The sequence below is a fragment of the Paracidovorax wautersii genome, assembly GCF_900113035.1.
Taxonomy (GTDB): Bacteria; Pseudomonadota; Gammaproteobacteria; order Burkholderiales; family Burkholderiaceae_C; genus Paracidovorax; species Paracidovorax wautersii.
In genome coordinates this window covers 1-16,221 of record NZ_FONX01000022.1, presented here as the reverse complement: position 1 = coordinate 16,221, position 16,221 = coordinate 1, and the positions used below count along the sequence as shown (strand labels likewise).

At 70.4% G+C, this 16,221-nt stretch carries 16 protein-coding genes; 10 read left to right on the top strand and 6 right to left on the bottom strand.

Going from position 1 to position 16,221, the window contains the following annotated elements; genetic code table 11:
- Positions 1 to 91: 91 nt before the first annotated feature.
- Positions 92 to 985, top strand: coding sequence for a glutathione-dependent disulfide-bond oxidoreductase (yghU, locus tag BM070_RS21915; RefSeq protein ID WP_092941908.1), 894 nt, complete (start codon positions 92 to 94; stop codon positions 983 to 985).
- Positions 986 to 992: 7 nt separating this feature from the next.
- Here yghU and BM070_RS21910 read toward each other — a convergent pair whose 3' ends face one another.
- A complete protein-coding gene (locus BM070_RS21910; RefSeq protein WP_092941906.1) occupies positions 993 to 1,946 on the bottom strand; it encodes a LysR family transcriptional regulator in 954 nt (317 codons plus the stop codon).
- Between the two features lie 132 nt (positions 1,947 to 2,078).
- Here BM070_RS21910 and BM070_RS21905 point away from each other — a divergent pair, with 132 nt between their 5' ends.
- From BM070_RS21905 to BM070_RS21895, 3 genes are all read left to right on the top strand, one after another.
- A complete protein-coding gene (locus tag BM070_RS21905) occupies positions 2,079 to 2,639 on the top strand; it encodes a carboxymuconolactone decarboxylase family protein (RefSeq protein WP_092941904.1) in 561 nt (186 codons plus the stop codon).
- A gap of 91 nt (positions 2,640 to 2,730) precedes the next feature.
- A complete protein-coding gene (locus tag BM070_RS21900; protein ID WP_092941902.1) occupies positions 2,731 to 3,705 on the top strand; it encodes a Bug family tripartite tricarboxylate transporter substrate binding protein in 975 nt (324 codons plus the stop codon).
- Between the two features lie 97 nt (positions 3,706 to 3,802).
- Complete coding sequence (locus tag BM070_RS21895; protein WP_092941900.1) at positions 3,803 to 4,708, top strand: LysR family transcriptional regulator; 906 nt, start codon at positions 3,803 to 3,805, stop codon at positions 4,706 to 4,708.
- 303 nt (positions 4,709 to 5,011) lie between these two features.
- Here BM070_RS21895 and BM070_RS21885 read toward each other — a convergent pair whose 3' ends face one another.
- Positions 5,012 to 6,277 (bottom strand): FAD-dependent oxidoreductase, encoded by a 1,266-nt coding sequence (locus BM070_RS21885; protein ID WP_245785332.1) that lies wholly within the window; start codon positions 6,275 to 6,277, stop codon positions 5,012 to 5,014.
- A gap of 318 nt (positions 6,278 to 6,595) precedes the next feature.
- Here BM070_RS21885 and BM070_RS21880 point away from each other — a divergent pair, with 318 nt between their 5' ends.
- The gene (locus BM070_RS21880; protein WP_092941894.1) at positions 6,596 to 7,483 is read left to right on the top strand and encodes an amino acid ABC transporter substrate-binding protein; all 888 of its coding nucleotides are present in this window, start codon (positions 6,596 to 6,598) and stop codon (positions 7,481 to 7,483) included.
- A complete protein-coding gene (locus BM070_RS21875; RefSeq protein ID WP_175518580.1) occupies positions 7,480 to 8,262 on the top strand; it encodes an aspartate/glutamate racemase family protein in 783 nt (260 codons plus the stop codon). The genes BM070_RS21880 and BM070_RS21875 overlap by 4 nt, the downstream gene beginning before the upstream one ends.
- A 43-nt stretch (positions 8,263 to 8,305) precedes the next feature.
- On the opposite strand, the gene BM070_RS21870 is transcribed toward BM070_RS21875, so the two are convergent.
- Positions 8,306 to 9,220 carry an NAD-dependent epimerase/dehydratase family protein gene (locus BM070_RS21870; protein WP_092942008.1) on the bottom strand — a complete coding sequence of 305 codons (915 nt, stop codon included), beginning with the start codon at positions 9,218 to 9,220 and terminating at the stop codon, positions 8,306 to 8,308.
- Between the two features lie 311 nt (positions 9,221 to 9,531).
- Between BM070_RS21870 and BM070_RS21865 the strand changes: the two genes are divergently transcribed.
- Positions 9,532 to 10,440 (top strand): dienelactone hydrolase family protein, encoded by a 909-nt coding sequence (locus tag BM070_RS21865; protein WP_092941892.1) that lies wholly within the window; start codon positions 9,532 to 9,534, stop codon positions 10,438 to 10,440.
- Between the two features lie 119 nt (positions 10,441 to 10,559).
- On the top strand, positions 10,560 to 11,348 hold the full coding sequence (locus tag BM070_RS21860) for a ZIP family metal transporter (protein WP_092941890.1): 789 nt from the start codon (positions 10,560 to 10,562) through the stop codon (positions 11,346 to 11,348).
- A gap of 137 nt (positions 11,349 to 11,485) precedes the next feature.
- Here BM070_RS21860 and BM070_RS21855 read toward each other — a convergent pair whose 3' ends face one another.
- Both BM070_RS21855 and BM070_RS21850 read right to left on the bottom strand, forming a co-directional pair.
- Positions 11,486 to 12,229 carry a LytR/AlgR family response regulator transcription factor gene (locus tag BM070_RS21855; RefSeq protein ID WP_092942006.1) on the bottom strand — a complete coding sequence of 248 codons (744 nt, stop codon included), beginning with the start codon at positions 12,227 to 12,229 and terminating at the stop codon, positions 11,486 to 11,488.
- 83 nt (positions 12,230 to 12,312) lie between these two features.
- Positions 12,313 to 13,383 (bottom strand): sensor histidine kinase, encoded by a 1,071-nt coding sequence (locus BM070_RS21850; RefSeq protein WP_092941888.1) that lies wholly within the window; start codon positions 13,381 to 13,383, stop codon positions 12,313 to 12,315.
- Positions 13,384 to 13,433: 50 nt separating this feature from the next.
- On the opposite strand from BM070_RS21850, the gene argH reads away from it, so the two are divergent.
- Both argH and BM070_RS21840 read left to right on the top strand, forming a co-directional pair.
- Entirely contained in the window at positions 13,434 to 14,903 is a 1,470-nt protein-coding gene (argH, locus tag BM070_RS21845; protein WP_092941886.1) for an argininosuccinate lyase, read from the top strand.
- Between the two features lie 175 nt (positions 14,904 to 15,078).
- On the top strand, positions 15,079 to 15,891 hold the full coding sequence (locus BM070_RS21840) for an SGNH/GDSL hydrolase family protein (RefSeq protein WP_092941884.1): 813 nt from the start codon (positions 15,079 to 15,081) through the stop codon (positions 15,889 to 15,891).
- Here BM070_RS21840 and BM070_RS21835 read toward each other — a convergent pair.
- A partial coding sequence (locus tag BM070_RS21835) for an integrase core domain-containing protein (RefSeq protein WP_139222908.1) occupies positions 15,888 to 16,221 on the bottom strand: 334 nt, incomplete at its 5' end. The genes BM070_RS21840 and BM070_RS21835 overlap by 4 nt on opposite strands.

Below are 16,221 nucleotides of genomic sequence, written 5' to 3'. Positions count from 1 at the left end.
CCTCGCCCTGCAGCCCGAAAGCCCCGTCGCTAAACTCATCCGGCAAACGCTGGCGGCCCGCCAGCCTCCGTCCCCTCTGCCTGGAATCCCCATGTCCGACACCACCCCCTACACCCCTCCCGCCATCTGGCAATGGCACAAGGAAAACGGCGGCCAGTTCGCCAGCATCAACCGGCCCGTCGCCGGGGCCACGCACGATAAAGAGCTGCCGGTGGGCAAGCACCCGCTGCAGCTCTATTCGATGGGCACGCCCAATGGCGTGAAGGTGACGGTGATGCTGGAAGAGCTGCTGGCGCTGGGCCACAGCGGGGCGGAGTACGACGCCTGGCTGATCCGCATCGGCGATGGGGACCAGTTCGGCAGCGGGTTCGTGGGCATCAACCCCAACTCCAAGATTCCCGCGCTGCAGGACCGCACCGACCCGGCCCACCCCGTGCGCGTGTTCGAGTCCGGCGCCATCCTGATGTACCTGGCCGAGAAGTTCGGCGCCTTCCTGCCCAAGGACGGCGCGGCGCGGGCGGAGTGCCTGTCGTGGCTGTTCTGGCAGATGGGCAGCGCGCCCTTCCTGGGCGGAGGCTTCGGCCATTTCTATGCCTATGCGCCGGTCAAGATCGAATACGCCATCGACCGCTACGCGATGGAAGCCAAGCGCCAGCTGGATGTGCTGAACCAGCGCCTGGCCGTGACGGAGTACGTGGCGGGCGACGAATACACGGTGGCCGACATGGCGATCTGGCCCTGGTATGGCCTGATGGTCAAGGGCGAGGCCTACGACGCGGGCGAATTCCTGCAGGTGCAGGAATACACCCATGTGCTGCGCTGGGCCGATCAGGTGGGCCAGCGCCCCGCCGTGCAGCGCGGGCGCATGGTCAACCGGGTGCGGGGCGACCTCGCCAGCCAGCTGCTGGAGCGGCACGACGCCAGCGATTTCGACACCCGCACGCAGGACAAGCTGGCCGCCAGCGCATCGAACACGGGCGCCTGACCGGCTTTCAGCCGGCCTTGTTGCGCCTGGGCGAGGGCGGCAGCAGCCATTCGGGGTGCTGGGCCATCAGGGCGCGGCTCACGGCCGCCACCTCCTGCATGGCGGCGGCGGCGATCGCGCTGGGCTGGCCCAGCCGGCGCGTGACGACGCCCACCGAGCGCAGCGGGCCGTCGGTGATCTCCGAGATCTGCACCCCGCGCATGCCGCCCAGGATAGGCAGCACGCCCAGATAGGGCAGCACGGCCACGCCCACTTCCTTCTTCACCAGGCCCGCCACGGTGGCGACCTGGTCCACCTGCATGCGCGGGCGGTATTCGATGCCGCGCTGCAGGTAGGCCGCGCTCATGTAGCGCATGGCGGTGCTGGCATCGGTCAGCGTGATGAGGGGCAGGGCCAGCAGCTCTTCGAGCCGGATGCGCGCGGCCACCTGACGGCGCCACTTGCCGCTGGACAGCAGCACGAAGCGGTCGCGCAGCAGCTCCTCGTAATGCAGGTCGGGGTGCGAGGGCGCGACCGAGGCCAGCGCGAAGTCGGCCTGATGGTCCAGCAGGCGCTGGATGCAGGCGCTGTTGGCGCAGTCGTGCACCGCCAGCTGCGGCGCGCGGAACTGCCGCTCCAGCGCGGCGCAGACCTCGGGCAGCACCGCATAGGCCAGCGACGGCCAGGCGGCGATGGCGAGCTGCTGCGCCTCGCGCTCGGCCGAGGACTGCATGCGCTGCAGGCCCGCGTCCAGTTCGCCCACCACCGAGCGCGCCAGCACCGCCATGCGCGCGCCGCCCGGCGTCAGCCGCACGCTGCGCGTGGTGCGTTCGAAGAGCGGCAGGCCCAGCTCGGCTTCGAGGTCCTGGATCGCCTTGCTGAGCGAGGGCTGGGTGATGAAGAGCTTTTCGGCGGTCTTGCTGAAGTTCAGCGATTCCGACAGCGCCAGGAACATGCGCAGCTGCTTGGGTGAGATATTCATTCCCTGGCCTGATAAATCGATAGATGCAAAGAATTTCAAAAATATATCGCAGCGGCCTAGGATGAGTCCACGAACCGCCGGCGCCCGCCCGCCCCGCCAGGGCGCGGCGCCCCATGCAACTGGAGTGAACCCGTGGCCCGAATCCCCTATGCCGACTGCACCGCCGATGGCGTGCGCCCCCTGGCCGAGCGCATCGCCGCCGAGCGCGGCAGCGTCCTGCATCTCTACCAGATGCTGCTGCACAGCCCGCCCTTCGCCGAGGGCTGGCTGAACTACCTCACGGCCGTGCGCCACAAGAGCTCGCTGCCCGGCTCGCTGCGCGAACTCATCATCATGCGCGTGGCCCAGCTGAACAACGCGCCCTACGAGGCCGACCAGCATGCGCCCATCGCCCTGCGCGAAGGCATCACCCAGGCCCAGCTCGACGCGCTGGCCGACTGGCAGGCCTGCGGGCTTTTCAGCGCCGAGCAGCGCGCCGTGCTGGCCTACACCGACGCCATGACGCGCCAGGTGCAGGTGCCCGACGCGGTGTTCGCGGCCGTCGCCGCGCTCTACGAATCGCCCCAGGTGGTCGAGATCACGGCCACCGTGGCGGCCTACAACATGGTTTCGCGCTTCCTCGAAGCCCTGCAGATCCACAGCGACGACGCGCACAAGGACGCAACTCACGGTGCAGCCCCCGGCGCGCACTGACAGACAGGTATCGAGCAACAAGGCCTGACCGCGCACGAATGCGGCAGCGATGCCCAGAGAAGAACGAACCACAACGGAGACAAGCACCATGATGACCACCCGCACCTTCCTCGCCGCCGCCGCGCTGGCGCTGGCCCTGCCCGCCGCCGTGCAGGCGCAGCCCGATGCCTGGCCCAGCCGCGCGATCACCTTCGTCGTGCCCTATCCGCCCGGCGGGCCCACCGACCTGATGGCGCGCCTCATCGCCACGCCGCTGGCCCAGCGGCTCAAAGTGCCGGTCATCGTGGACAACAAGGCGGGCGCGGGCGGCAACATCGGCACCGGCCAGGTCGCCAAGGGCAAGCCCGACGGCTACACGCTGCTGCTGGCGGCCAGCGGCAACCTGGCGGCCAACCAGTTCCTCTATGCCAAGCTGGGCTTCGATCCGCTCAAGGACCTGGCGCCGGTGATGCAGATCTCGCGCTTCCCGCTGGTGCTGGAGGTGTCGGACAAGAGCCCCATCCGCAGCTTCCAGGAGTACGTGGCCTTCGCCAAGGACCCGGCCAACCGCGCCACCTTCGGCTCGGCCAGCAACGGCTCGCCCCAGCACCTGGGCGCCGAGCTGTTCAAGGCCCAGGCCAAGATCGACATCTCGCACGTGCCCTACAAGGGCGCCGGCCCCGCGCTGGTCGATCTGATGGGCGGGCAGATCACCAGCATGTTCGACATCCTGGGCAGCTCGCTGCCGCACATCAAGTCGGGCAAGCTGCGGCCGCTGGCCGTCACCACCAAGGCGCGCACGCCGCTGCTGCCGGGCGTGCCCGCGATCAGCGAGCTGGGCTACCCCGACTTCGACTACTACGCCTGGCACGGCATCTCGGTGGCGGCCGGCACGCCCCGGCCCATCATCAACCGCCTCAACGCCGAGCTGAACGCCATCTTCGCGGACCCGGCCTTCAAGGCCCGGTGGCAGGAGATCGGCTCCGAAGTGGTGGCCGGCACGCCCGAGCAGTTCGACCGCGTGATCCAGTCGGAGGCGCGCCGGATGCAGGCGCTCATCAAGAACCTGAACATCCAGCTGGATTGAGCGAGCGGGCCGGGCGCGGCCTGCCGTGCCTGCCGCGCCCCGCCGCGCATACCATCGGTGCATCCGGTCTCCGCCGCCTGCCGGCATCGCCCCCTCCATGCGCCTGCGCCACATCGAAGTCTTCAACGCCGTCATGCTCACCGGCAGCGTGAGCGCCGCGGCGCGGCTCATCAACGTCACGCAGCCGGCGGTCAGCCGCATCCTCTCGCACGCCGAACTGCAGCTGGGCTTCGCGCTCTTCCATCGCCACAAGGGCCGGCTGGTGCCCACGCGCGAGGCGCAGACGCTCTATCCGCACATCGAGCGGCTCTTCAACCAGCTTGACGAGGTGCAGCGCCTGGCGGGCAGCCTGCGCGGCCAGCAGCGCGAGGGCGAGCTGCACATCCTCAGCGTGCTGGCGCTGAGCCATGAGGTGATGCCCCGCGCGCTGCGGGCCTTCCGCGAGCTGCATCCCGGCGTGCGGGTGACCATCGAATCGCTGCATTCGCCGCAGATCGTTTCCGCGCTGGTGCTGCAGGAGGCCGACGTGGGCTTCGTCTTCTCGGCGCTGTCCCACCCCTCGCTGGAGCAGGAAACGCTGGCCGAAGGCCACATGGTCTGCGCCGCGCCGCGCGGCCTGCTCGACGCCGCTCTCGTGGCCGCGGGTTCCGTGCAGTTGGCCGATCTGGCGCAGGTGCCGGTGGTGCGGCTGGGGCTCAACGACCCGCTGGGCACCTTGCTGAACCATGCCTGCCGCGAGGCGGAGGTCGGGCTGCAGTCCACGATCACGGTGCAGACCTACCACGCGGCGCTGGCCCTGGCCCACCATGGCCTGGGCGTGGCGCTGGTGGATGCCTGCACCGCCGCCTCCGCCGACCGGGCGCGCGTGGACGTGCTGGAGCTGCAGCCGCACATCGCCGTGCCCGTGAAGGCGCTGCGCATGCCGAACCGGCCGGCGTCGCTGCTGGCCGATGCGATGGTGCGCTGCATGCGCGACGCCATCCTGGCGACGCTCGGTCGCTGAGCCGCCCCGGCGAGGCGCAGTCGAAGGCTGCCTTAGAACGTGTTTACGATCTCCCAGGGGTCGCGCAGCTATGTCGGCGGGATGGGATGCAAGGCGCGGTGCGCAGTGGATAGCACGGCTATCCACAAGCGCCGCAACGCCGCAGACCGCCCGCCGACGTAGCTGCCCTTCGGGTTGGAGCGCAATCGGGCGATTGGATGCCCCGGCTGCTTGCATGGGCACGAGTCCATGCGGCGCATCCGAGGCATCCACTCATCCCGATTGCGTTCCAACGCGATCCCCTGCGAGATCGTAAACACGTTCTTACTGCCCCATCGCCTGCGCGAGCTGCCCGGCCGTGCCGAACGACAGCGTGAAGCCCAGCGCGCCATGCCCGGTGTTCAGCCACAGATTGCCCGGGCCGCCCGGCTGGCGGCCCACGATGGGCAGGCCGGTGGGCGTGGCGGGGCGCATGCCGGTCCAGGGGCGGAGCTGGAGCGCGTCGCGGTTCAGCTCCCGGCCCAGCACGGCCGCCACGGTGGCGCGCAGGCGTTCGATGCGGTCCGCGGGGATGCTCCGGTCGTCGCCCACCAGCTCGGCCATGCCGGCCACGCGCAGGCGGTCGCCCAGCCGGGCGAAGACGACCTTGCGGGCCGCGTCGGTCACGTTCACCCGGGGCGCCCAGGCCGCGCCTGGGGGCGCATCCACCGTGATGCTGTAGCCCTTGAGCGGATAGACCGGCAGGTAGAGGCCCAGGCGCGCGGCCCAGTCGGCACTCGCGCTGCCCAGCGCCAGCACGAACTGGTCGGCGGGCAGCGATGTTTCCTTCTCCGGTATGCCGGAGCGCACGCGCACGGCGGAGAGGGCGCCATCCGCGCTGCGCGTGAAGCCCGCCACCTGCGCGCCCAGCAGAAAGCGCACGCCGCGTACGGCCAGCAGGGCGTGCAGGCCGTCGCAGACCTTCTGGCAGTCGGCGGCGCATTCGCCCGGCGTGTGGATGGCGCCGGCGATGTGCTCCGCATCGTGGGCGAGGGCGGGTTCCAGCTCCACGCAACGGGCGGCGGAAACCGATTCCTGCTCGCAGCCCCAGGCGCTTTGCAGCGCCATCTGCCGCTCGCCGGCGGCCAGCGCTTGGCGCGAGCGGTACACCACCAGCTTGCCGGTGCGCGTGAAGTCGCAGTCCAGGCCCTCGCGTTCGCGCAGCTGCTCGAAGGCCTGGCGACTGCGCGCCGCCAGCTCCAGCAGCGTGCCGGTGGTGCGCCTGGAGGTCTCCGCATTGCAGGCCGCGAGAAAGGCCGCGCCCCAGCGCCACTGGCGCAGGCTCCACTGCGGGCGCAGCTTGAGCGGCGAATCCGGCGAGAGCAGCAGCTTGGGCAGCTGGCCCCAGACCGAGGCGTCGGCCAGCGGCTGCACGTAGCTGTAGCTCAGCTGCGCGCCGTTGCCGCCGCTGGCGCCGCCGCCCACGGGCCCCTGGTCGATCACCGTGACCTGCCAGCCCCGCCGCTCCAGCGCATAGGCCGTGGCCAGGCCGACGATGCCGGCGCCCATCACACATGCATGCTTGCCCATTCCGATTCCGGTTCGTTCCATCGGCGGGGACTGTAGGAGCGCACGCGCCGCTTGAACAATGCCGATCGGATCGCAGCCCATGCCGGCAGGTTATGCACCGGATCGAAGCAGCCTGCACGAGGTGCGCGGGCGTGGCTCTTGCTTTGCTGAGGGATGGCCCGTGCCCCGCCATAACTTTCAGGCATGGCATGGCGCGCGGAAGGCATTGTTCAAGTCGCCTCCGCCTTCCTACAGTGCCTGAACCGCCGCATCGTGCGGGGGCCGTGCCGGCCTTTGATTTCCTTTCCTTTCCTTTCCTTTCCTTTCCACCCGCTCACCCCCTTCGACAAGGAACCACCCATGAAGACCACCCTCTGCTCCGCCGCGCTGCTGGCTTGCGGCCTGCTGGCCGGCGCCGCCGCGCAGGCCGACACCCTGAAGAAGATCGCGGACAGCGGAAAGATCACGCTGGCCTACCGCGAATCGTCGGTGCCCTTCAGCTACCTGGCCGGCGCCGGCGAGCCCATCGGGTTCGCGGTGGACATCTCCAACGCGGTGGTGGACGCGGTGAAGAAGAAGCTGAACCGGCCCGACATCAAGGTCGAGCTGCAGGCCGTCACCTCGCAGAACCGCATTCCGTTGGTGACCAACGGCACGGTGGACCTGGAATGCGGCTCCACCACCAACAACAGCGCGCGCGGCAAGGACGTGCAGTTCGCCATCAACTATTTCTATACCGGCACGCGCCTGCTGGTGAAGAAGGCCTCGGGCATCAAGAACTACGCCGACCTGGCGAAGAAGACCGTGGCCAGCACCACCGGCACCACGAACGCGCAGGTGATCCGCAAGTACAACCGCGACAACAACCTCGACATGGACCTGGTGCTGGGCAAGGACCACAACGACTCCATGCTGCTGGTGGACTCGGGCCGCGCCCAGGCCTTCGCCATGGACGACATCCTGCTCTTCGGCCTGAAGGCCAATGCGGCCAACCCGGCCGAATGGGACGTGGTGGGCGATGCGCTGCAGGTCGAGCCCTACGGCTGCATGATGCGCAAGGACGACCCGCAGTTCCAGGCGCTGGTCAACGGCGTGATCGGCGACATGATGAAGTCCGGCGCGTTCGAGAAGCTCTACAACAAGTGGTTCCTCTCGCCCATCGCCCCCAAGGGCCAGTCGCTGGGCCTGCCGATGTCCAAGGAACTGCGCGACAACCTCACGGCGCAGAGCGACAAGCCGGCCGTATGACGCCCGCGGCTGCGCTGCCGCACGCTGCGCTGCAGGCCCGGCCGCGCATGGTCGGCATCCTGGGCGGCATGGGGCCCGCGGCCGGCGCCGACTTCGTGCGCCTCTTCGTCGAAGCCTGCAGGGCGCGCATGCAGGCGCTGGGCATGGCCGTCTGCGACCAGGCCTATCCGGAACACTGGCTGGCCCAGCTGCCGGTGCCCGACCGCACGGCGGCGCTGGATGATCCCCGCCCCGGCGCGTACCAGCCGGGCGATGCCCTGCTGCAGGCCACGGGCCGCCTGGCCGCGCTGGGCGTGCAGGCCGTGGCCATGGCCTGCAACACCGCCCACGCCTGGCATGGCCTGCTGCAGGAGCGGTTTCCGCAACTCACCGTGCTGCACATGCCGCGCGAGGTGGCGGCGCTGCTGCGCCCCCAGGGCCGGCGGCGCGTGGGCCTGCTGGCGACCCAGGGCACCTACCGCAGCGGCCTCTACCGGCTGGCGCTGGAGCAGGCCGGCATCGACTGCCGGGAGCCGGATGCGGCCGGCCGGGAGCGGCTCATGCAGGGCATCTACGACGGTGTGAAGGCGGGCGACATGGCGCTGGCGCGCCGGTGCTTCGGCGAGGTGGCGCAGGCGCTGCGCGATGCAGCCGATGCCGATGTGATCGTGATGGGCTGCACGGAAATCCCGCTGGCGCTCGACGAGGCGGCCGCCGGCGCGCCGCTGCTGGATGCGGCCCAGGTGCTGGCCGATGCGCTGGCGCGCGAGGCGTACCGGGCCTATCGCCCCCAGGCTTGACGGGCTGCAGGCCCGGTCCGGGTGGCCGTGCCTGGCTCGTGCCTCAGGCGTTGTTCCAGGCCCGCGCGACCAGATCGCGGTAATGCACGCCGGGGCGGCCCAGCAGCGCATGCAGCGTGGCGGCATCGGCCGTGTTGTCGCTGCCCAGCATGGCCAGGCTTTCGCTGCACCAGGGCGATGACGGCACCAGGTCGCCCAGCAGGGCGCTCAGGCGCGTCAGCGGTTCGGGCAGCGGCAGCACGTGGGCGGGGCCGCGGCCGCTCTGGGCGCGCAGGCTGGCGATGAGGTCGCCCATGGGCAGCGATTCGGGGCCGGCGCATTCGATCACGCCCTGGCGGTCGGCCTCGCGGCCCAGCAGGGCGGCCACGGCATCGGCCAGGTCCTGCACGGCCACGGGCTGCACGCGGGCCTTGAGCACCGGCCGTGGCAGCAGCACCACCGGCAGGCGGGCCAGATTCATGAAGAGGGCGCTGCTGGCGCCGCCCCGGCCGAACACCACGCTGGGCCGCACCACGCAGGCCGACAGCGCCGTGCCGCCGGCCGGCGGCATGCGGGTGGACAGGGCCAGCAGATGCTCGTCGGCGGCGCGCTTGGTGCGGGCGTAGCGCGTGTCGCTGCCGGCCACGCCCAGTGCGGAGATCTGCACCACCCGGCGCACGCCGGCCTGCAGGCAGGCGTCGAAGAGGGCGCGGGGCGCGTCGCGGTGCAGCGCGTCGATGGGCCGGCGCGGGCTGTCGCGCAGCACGCCCACGGCGTTGACCACGGCATCGATGCCCTTGAGGCGCGGCAGCCAGTCGCCGGGGGAGAGGTCCTGGGCGAAGTCCATGGCGCACTGGTCGGCCCCGATGGCATGGCGCTGGGGCGAAAGGCCCGCCACCACGCGGTGGCCGTCGTCGCGCAGCCGGCGTGCCACATGGCGGCCGACGAAGCCGGTCGAGCCGGTGAGAAGAATGTTCAACATGCGGGGCCTTTGCCTTTCCTGGACGAGCGCCTTGCCGGGGCGGCGGGCCCGACGGGCACGGCCGGCCGCTGCAAGCGCCTTTGAGGTTAATCGGCATCTGCGGGGCGGAAAGTAGGCGCAGGCCGAAACAAAGGGGGTTTTGTCCGGCAAGCGCGGTCGAGCGGCAAGCCCTAGACTGCAGCGCGGGCGCGACGCCCGTTCAGCCTCGGGGGCGCAAGGCCCCGTTCCCCTTCCATGGCATGGCGCCTGCGGCATTGCCCAGCCCGCAGGCAGCGGCCATCCACCGACACAGCACCAGGAGCGATCTCATGCAGCAGGACGATCTGAAGAAGGATTTCGACGCGCTTTTGCCCGGCCAGTCCACCGAGGCCGGCGCCAGCCGGCGCACCGCGCTGCGCGTGGCGCTGGGGGCGGGCTTCGGCGTGGGCTATGCGGCGGCGGCCATGCCGGTGATGGCGCAGACGGCCATCCAGACGCCGGCCGACGGGCTGGAGGCGGGCAAGGTCGAGATCGAGGTGGACGGCTTCAAGGTGCCGGCCTACCGCGCCGCGCCCGCCGGCCGGCACAACCTGCCGGTGGTGCTGGTGATCCAGGAGATCTTCGGCGTGCATGAATACATCGCCGACACCTGCCGGCGCCTGGCCCGTGCGGGCTACCTGGCCATCGCGCCGGAGCTCTATGCCCGCCAGGGCGATCCGTCGAAGTACACCGAGATCGCCAAGCTGCAGAGCGAGCTGGTCTCCAAGGTGCCCGACGCGCAGGTGATGGCCGACCTGGACGCCACCGTGCAATGGGCCGGCCGCCACGGCGGCAACCTGAAGAAGGTGGCGATCACCGGCTTCTGCTGGGGCGGGCGCATCGTCTGGCTGTATGCCGCGCAGGGCCCGGTCAAGGCCGGCGTGGCGTGGTACGGGCGGCTGGTGGGGCAGTCGGGCGCGCTCACGCCGCGGCACCCGGTGGATGTCGCCTCCAGCCTCAAGGCGCCGGTGCTGGGCCTCTATGGCGGGCAGGACAGCGGCATCCCTCTTGACACGATTGCTAAGATGCAAAACGCACTGCGGGACGGTTCCGCGGCGGCGAAGGCTTCGGAGTTCGTGGTGTACCGCGAGGCTCCCCATGCCTTCCATGCCGACTACCGTCCCAGCTATCGCAAGGACGCGGCCGAGGACGGCTGGAAGCGCATGCTCGCCTGGTTCAAGACCCACGGCGTGGCCTGACGCTCCGGCCCCCAGCCTGGCGCCGCACGAAGCCCTTCGGGGCTTTTTTTGCGCCTGCAAGAGGGCGCTTTTGGCATTGATATCGGCCTTCAAGGCTTATAGAGAAAGAACTGGCAGCTATGACATTAATAGCAATCATTTTGGCCACGCTGGCCGCAGGCATCGGCAGCGTGTGGGTGGCAGCCTGGCTCATGCGGGCCGGCATGGGCACGAACGGCCGCGTGGGGCCGCAGCATCTGCTGAGCCTGGCGGCCGGCGCTCTGCTGGCCACCGCCTTCATGCACCTGCTGCCCGAGGCGTTCGAGAGCGAAGCGGGCGCTCACGATCTCTTCGCCACGCTGCTGGTGGGGCTGGTGTTCTTCTTCCTGCTGGACAAGGCCGAGCTCTGGCACCACGGGCACGAGCACGGCCATGGACACGGCCACAGCCATGGCCACGCCCACGCCGGGGAAAAGCGCGCGGGCGGCTGGGCGGTGCTGACGGGCGACAGCCTGCATTGCTTCGGCGACGGCATCCTGATCGCGTCGGCCTTCATGGCCGACCTGCGGCTGGGGCTGGTCGCGGCCCTGTCGGTGCTGGTGCACGAGGTGCCCCACCACATGGGCGACCTGGTGGTGCTGCGCCAGAGCAGCGCCAACCGCCGCGCCGCGCTGGTGAAGGTGTCGCTGGCCGGCGCGGTCACCAGCCTGGGCGGGGTGCTGGGCTACTACCTGGTGGGCCGCTTCGAGGACTGGCTGCCGTACTTCCTGGTCATCGCCTCCAGCAGCTTCGTCTATGTGGCGCTGGCCGACCTGATCCCGCAGCTGCAGAAGCAGACCGGCGCCCGCCAGACGCTGGCCCAGATCGCCTGGCTGGTGGCCGGCGTGGTGGTGGTGACGGTGGTGAGCGGCATCGCGCACGCGCACTGAGCTTGAGCGCCGCGGCAGGCCGGCGGGCGGCTCCGTGCCACCTGCCGGTCTGCTATTGAAAACATAGCTGATAGCCCAGGTGTGATGGGCGCTGGTGGCCTAAAACGTTCGGATTCTGCCCAGTGCCGGGGGCGACCTCAGCCCGCCAGCACCTCGCGCACGGCAGCCACCTGCCGGCGAGAGACGGCCACCAGCTCGGCCAGCCCGTGCAGGCGCAGCGCCCAGCCTTCGCCTTCCTCCGCGTCGTAGTGCTTTTCCAGTGCGCGCATGGCGCGGCGGGCGACCAGGGTGCTGCGGTGCACGCGCAGGAATTGATCCGGATAGCGCGCCTCCAGCTCGGCGAGCGAGGCATCGAGGATGTAGCTGCGGCTGCCCGTGCGCACGGTCACGTATTTCTGTTCCGACTTCAGATAGAGCACATCGGCCAGCGGCACCCGCTCGGTGCGGCCTCGGTCCTGGATCACCAGGGCCTGCCCGCTGGGCGGCTGCGCAGCCGTCGCGCTGCCCTGGCGGGCCTGGCGCTGCACCTTGGCCAGCGCCTGCTGCAGCCGCTCCAGGCGCACCGGCTTGGTCAGATAGTCCACCGCGTCCAGCTCGAAGGCGCTGACCGCGTGGTCGGCATGGGCGGTCACGAACACGATGGCCGGCGGCTGCGGGCTCATGCGCAGGCTGTGGGCCAGGCTCAGGCCGTCCTGCCCGGGCATGCGGATGTCCAGCAGCACCGCATCCACCGGCCGGGCCTCGGCGCTGGATCGCACCAGGGCCAGCGCCTCGGCGGCATGCGCGGCCTCCGAGATCGCGTGGCGCTCCTCGCAGTCGCCCAGCAGGGTGCGCAGGCGGCTGCGGGCCAGGGCTTCGTCATCGACGATGAGGATGTGCAGGGAGGAGGGCATGGGCGTCGGTCCGTCGGGCAATGGCGCAGGGGTGCCGGTCGTGGCGTCTTTCTTATTGCGGGCTCTCGGTCTCAGCCGTGCGGCGGCAGGCTGATGCGCACCTGGTAATGGCCCCCATTGTGCGGGCCGGCGCTGAAATCGCACTGCACGTCGTGCAGCAGCCGGAGGCGGTCGCGCACGTTGGCCAGCGCGATGCCGTGGCCGCGCGGGGCCGGCACCGGGCTGGCCGCGGGCAGGCTGTTGGTGATGACCACCAGCACCCGGCTGCCGCGCAGCTCGGTGCGGATGTGGATGCTGCCGCCTTCCGGATCGGGCTCCACGCCGTGCTTGACGGCGTTCTCCACCAGCGGCTGCAGCAGCAGGCTGGGCAGCGGGGCGCCGTCGGCGCGCGCGTCCAGCGACCAGTGCACCTGCAGCCGGTCGCCGAAGCGGACCTGCTCGATGTCCAGGTAGCGGCGGGCGAGGGCGATCTCCTCGGCCAGGGTCACGGCCTCGCCCTGGTCCAGCAAGGCGTGGCGGAAGAGGTCGCTCAGGTCTTCGAGCAGCGTCTCGGCCCTCGCGGGTTCGGCCCGCACCAGGGCGATGGCGCTGTTGAGGGTGTTGAAGAGAAAGTGCGGCCGGATGCGCGACTGCAGCTCGGAAAGGCGCGCGGCGGTGGCCGCCGGCGTGCGGCCCCGGGCGCGCAGCACCAGCGCCGCCACCAGCGCGGCCGAGAGCAGCGCGCCGCTGGCCGCGCTGGCCAGCCAGGGCGGCTCCTGCGCCGCGCCCACCAGCGCCAGCGTGCCGCAGGCGTAGAGCCCCGAGACCGCGCCCAGCAGCACGCCCGCCGCGTATTGCAGGCCCACATGCAGCTGCTCCAGCAGCCGCTTGAGGCTGCAGGCCGTGACCAGCCAGGCCAGCGTGGCCGGCAGCGCGCCGCCCGTCAGCAGGGACAGGCGCACCAGCCATTCCAGCGGCGTCATGGCACCGAACATGGCGCCCACGCCCAGCACCGCTTCGACGAACAGCACGGCGCGCAGGATCACGCCCACATGGCAGGCGTCGAACACCAGCGCACGGCCCAGAGGGGCGCGCGGAGCGTTGGCTGGGGGGCGCTTGGCCGGCGGTGCGGGCGGGGTCGATAAAATTTGCGTCTCCTGCATTGCGGCATCCGGGCGTTCCGGGTGTCCGAACCACCGGATTATTGCCCTCCATGTCTTCCAGCCCTGCCTCCAGCCCAGCGTCCGCCCCGTCCCACAACCAGCTCGACACCAAGGCCCAGGCCTGGTCGGCGCTGTTCTCCGAGCCCATGAGCGACCTGGTCAAGCGCTACACGTCGAGCGTGTTCTTCGACAAGCGCCTCTGGCAGGCCGACATCGCCGGCAGCCTGGCCCATGCCGGCATGCTGGCCGCGCAGGGCATCATCAGCGCTCAAGACCACGCATCCATCGAGCGCGGCATGGCGCAGATCACGCAGGAGATCGAATCCGGCGCCTTCGAATGGAAGCTCGACCTCGAAGACGTCCACCTGAACATCGAGGCGCGCCTGACCCAGCTGGTGGGCGACGCCGGCAAGCGTCTGCACACCGGCCGCAGCCGCAACGACCAGGTCGCCACCGACGTGCGCCTCTGGCTGCGCGGCGAGATCGACCTGATCGCCGATCTGCTCAAGGAGCTGCAGGGTTCGCTGGTCGATGTGGCCGAGCGCAACGTGGACGTGATCCTGCCCGGCTTCACCCACCTGCAGGTGGCCCAGCCGGTGAGCTTTGCCCACCACATGCTGGCCTATGTGGAAATGTTCGCCCGCGACGCCGATCGCATGCAGGACGTGCGCCGCCGCGTGAACGTGCTGCCGCTGGGCAGCGCGGCTCTCGCCGGCACCACCTACCCGCTGGACCGCGAGCGCGTGGCCCGCACCCTGGGCATGGACGGCGTCTGCCAGAACAGCCTGGACGCCGTGAGCGACCGCGACTTCGCCATCGAATTCACCGCCGCCGCGAGCCTCTGCATGGTGCACGTGAGCCGCCTGAGCGAAGAGCTCATCATCTGGATGAGCCAGAACTTCGGCTTCATCAGGATCGCCGACCGCTTCACCACCGGCTCGTCGATCATGCCGCAGAAGAAGAACCCCGACGTGCCCGAGCTGGCGCGCGGCAAGACCGGCCGCGTGGTCGGCCACCTGATGGGCCTCATCACGCTGATGAAGGGCCAGCCCCTGGCCTACAACAAGGACAACCAGGAAGACAAGGAACCCCTGTTCGACACCGTCGATACGCTCAAGGACACGCTGCGCATCTTCGCCGAGATGGTGGGCGGCCAGCTGGACCCGGCCACGGGCCGCAAGGAAGGCGGCATCACCGTCAACCCCGAAGCCATGGAGCAGGCCGCCAAGAAGGGCTACGCCACCGCCACCGACCTGGCCGACTACCTCGTCAAGAAGGGCCTGCCCTTCCGCGACGCGCACGAGACCGTGGCCCATGCCGTGAAGGCGGCCACCTCGCACGGCGTGGATCTTTCGGAGCTGCCCCTGGCCGTGCTGCAGGGCTTCCACCCGGCGATCGAGAAGGACGTGTTCGACGCGCTGAGCCTGCGCGGCTCGCTCAACGCCCGCAACACCCTGGGCGGCACCGCGCCGGCCCAGGTGCGCGCGCAGCTGGCGCGCCACCGCGCACGGCTGGGCTGATCCGCGCCGGGGTGGCCGCACGCGCACCGCAGCGGTGAGCGCAGGGCAGAGCGGGGCGGAAGGGCGCTTGCAACGATGTCGGCATAGTTGTAAAAAGTGTATCTGCGCGGGAATCTTCCCGCCTTGCACCACCTCGCATTGCCTCCCACGCCGCCTGCCGCCAGGAAAACCTCTCATGTCCTTCGTCCGCCCCTTCTGCGCCCGCTGCGCCGTCGCCCTGAGCCTTGCGGCGCTGGCCGGCCTGGCGGCGGCTGCCGCGCCGGCGGCGCCGGCCGGCCTGGCGCAGGAAGCGCTCCCGCCCGCCTATGCGCGCTGGCAGTCCAGCCTGGACGCCTTCGCCGCCGCCGACCGCGAGCGCGCGCCCGAGCCGGGCGGCGTGCTGTTCGTGGGCAGTTCCACCATCCGCCTGTGGACCGACCTGCGCCAGGACTTCCGCGACCTGCCCGTGGTCATCAACCGGGGCTTCGGCGGCTCCACCATGGCCGACTGCAACGGCCTGGCGCGCCGGCTGGTGGTGCAGTACCGCCCGCGCCACGTGGTCGTCTATGCGGGCGACAACGACCTGGCCGAAGGCCGCAGCCCGGCCCAGGTGCTGGAGAGCTTCCGCGCCTTCGTGGCCGCGGTGCGCACCGCGCTGCCGGACACGCGCATCAGCTACGTCTCGATCAAGCCCAGCCCGCTGCGCAGCGCGCTGCTGCCGCAGGTGCGCGAGGCCAACGCCCTGCTGGCCGCCTATGTGCGCGGCGTGCCCAACAGCGACTACATCGACATCTTCACGCCCATGCTGGGTGCCGACGGCCAACCGCGCGCCGAGCTGTACGGGCCCGACCGGCTGCACATGAACGAAGCCGGCTACGACCTGTGGCAGGGGGTGATCGCACCGCACCTGCAGGCTGGCCGCCCTGAGGCGGCTGCCGTGCAGCAGCAGGCCGCAGCGGCTGCCTCGGCCGCCACGGCCCTGGTGGCACGGCCCGCCAGCGGGCGCTAGCTGTGAACCGTCAAGAGGTTATTTGCAGATTTGAGCCTGGACATCGGAGCGATGTGACCAATGCCGCTGTGTGGCCTGTGCCAGTTGTAGTGGTGCTGCCAGCTCGCCAGGGCAGTGATCCGCTCGGCTGAGTTCTGGTACGTCCAGCCGTAAGCCCACTCTCGCAACGCCGACTGGATGAACCGCTCGGCTTTGCCATTGGTCTGCGGCCGGTATGGCCTGGTGAACTTGTGCTGCACTCCCAAGGCTTTGCAGGCAGCCGCAAACTCCTTGGACCGGAAGGCCGCTCCGTTGTCCGTCAGCAACCGTTTGACGTGCACGCCCAGCCCC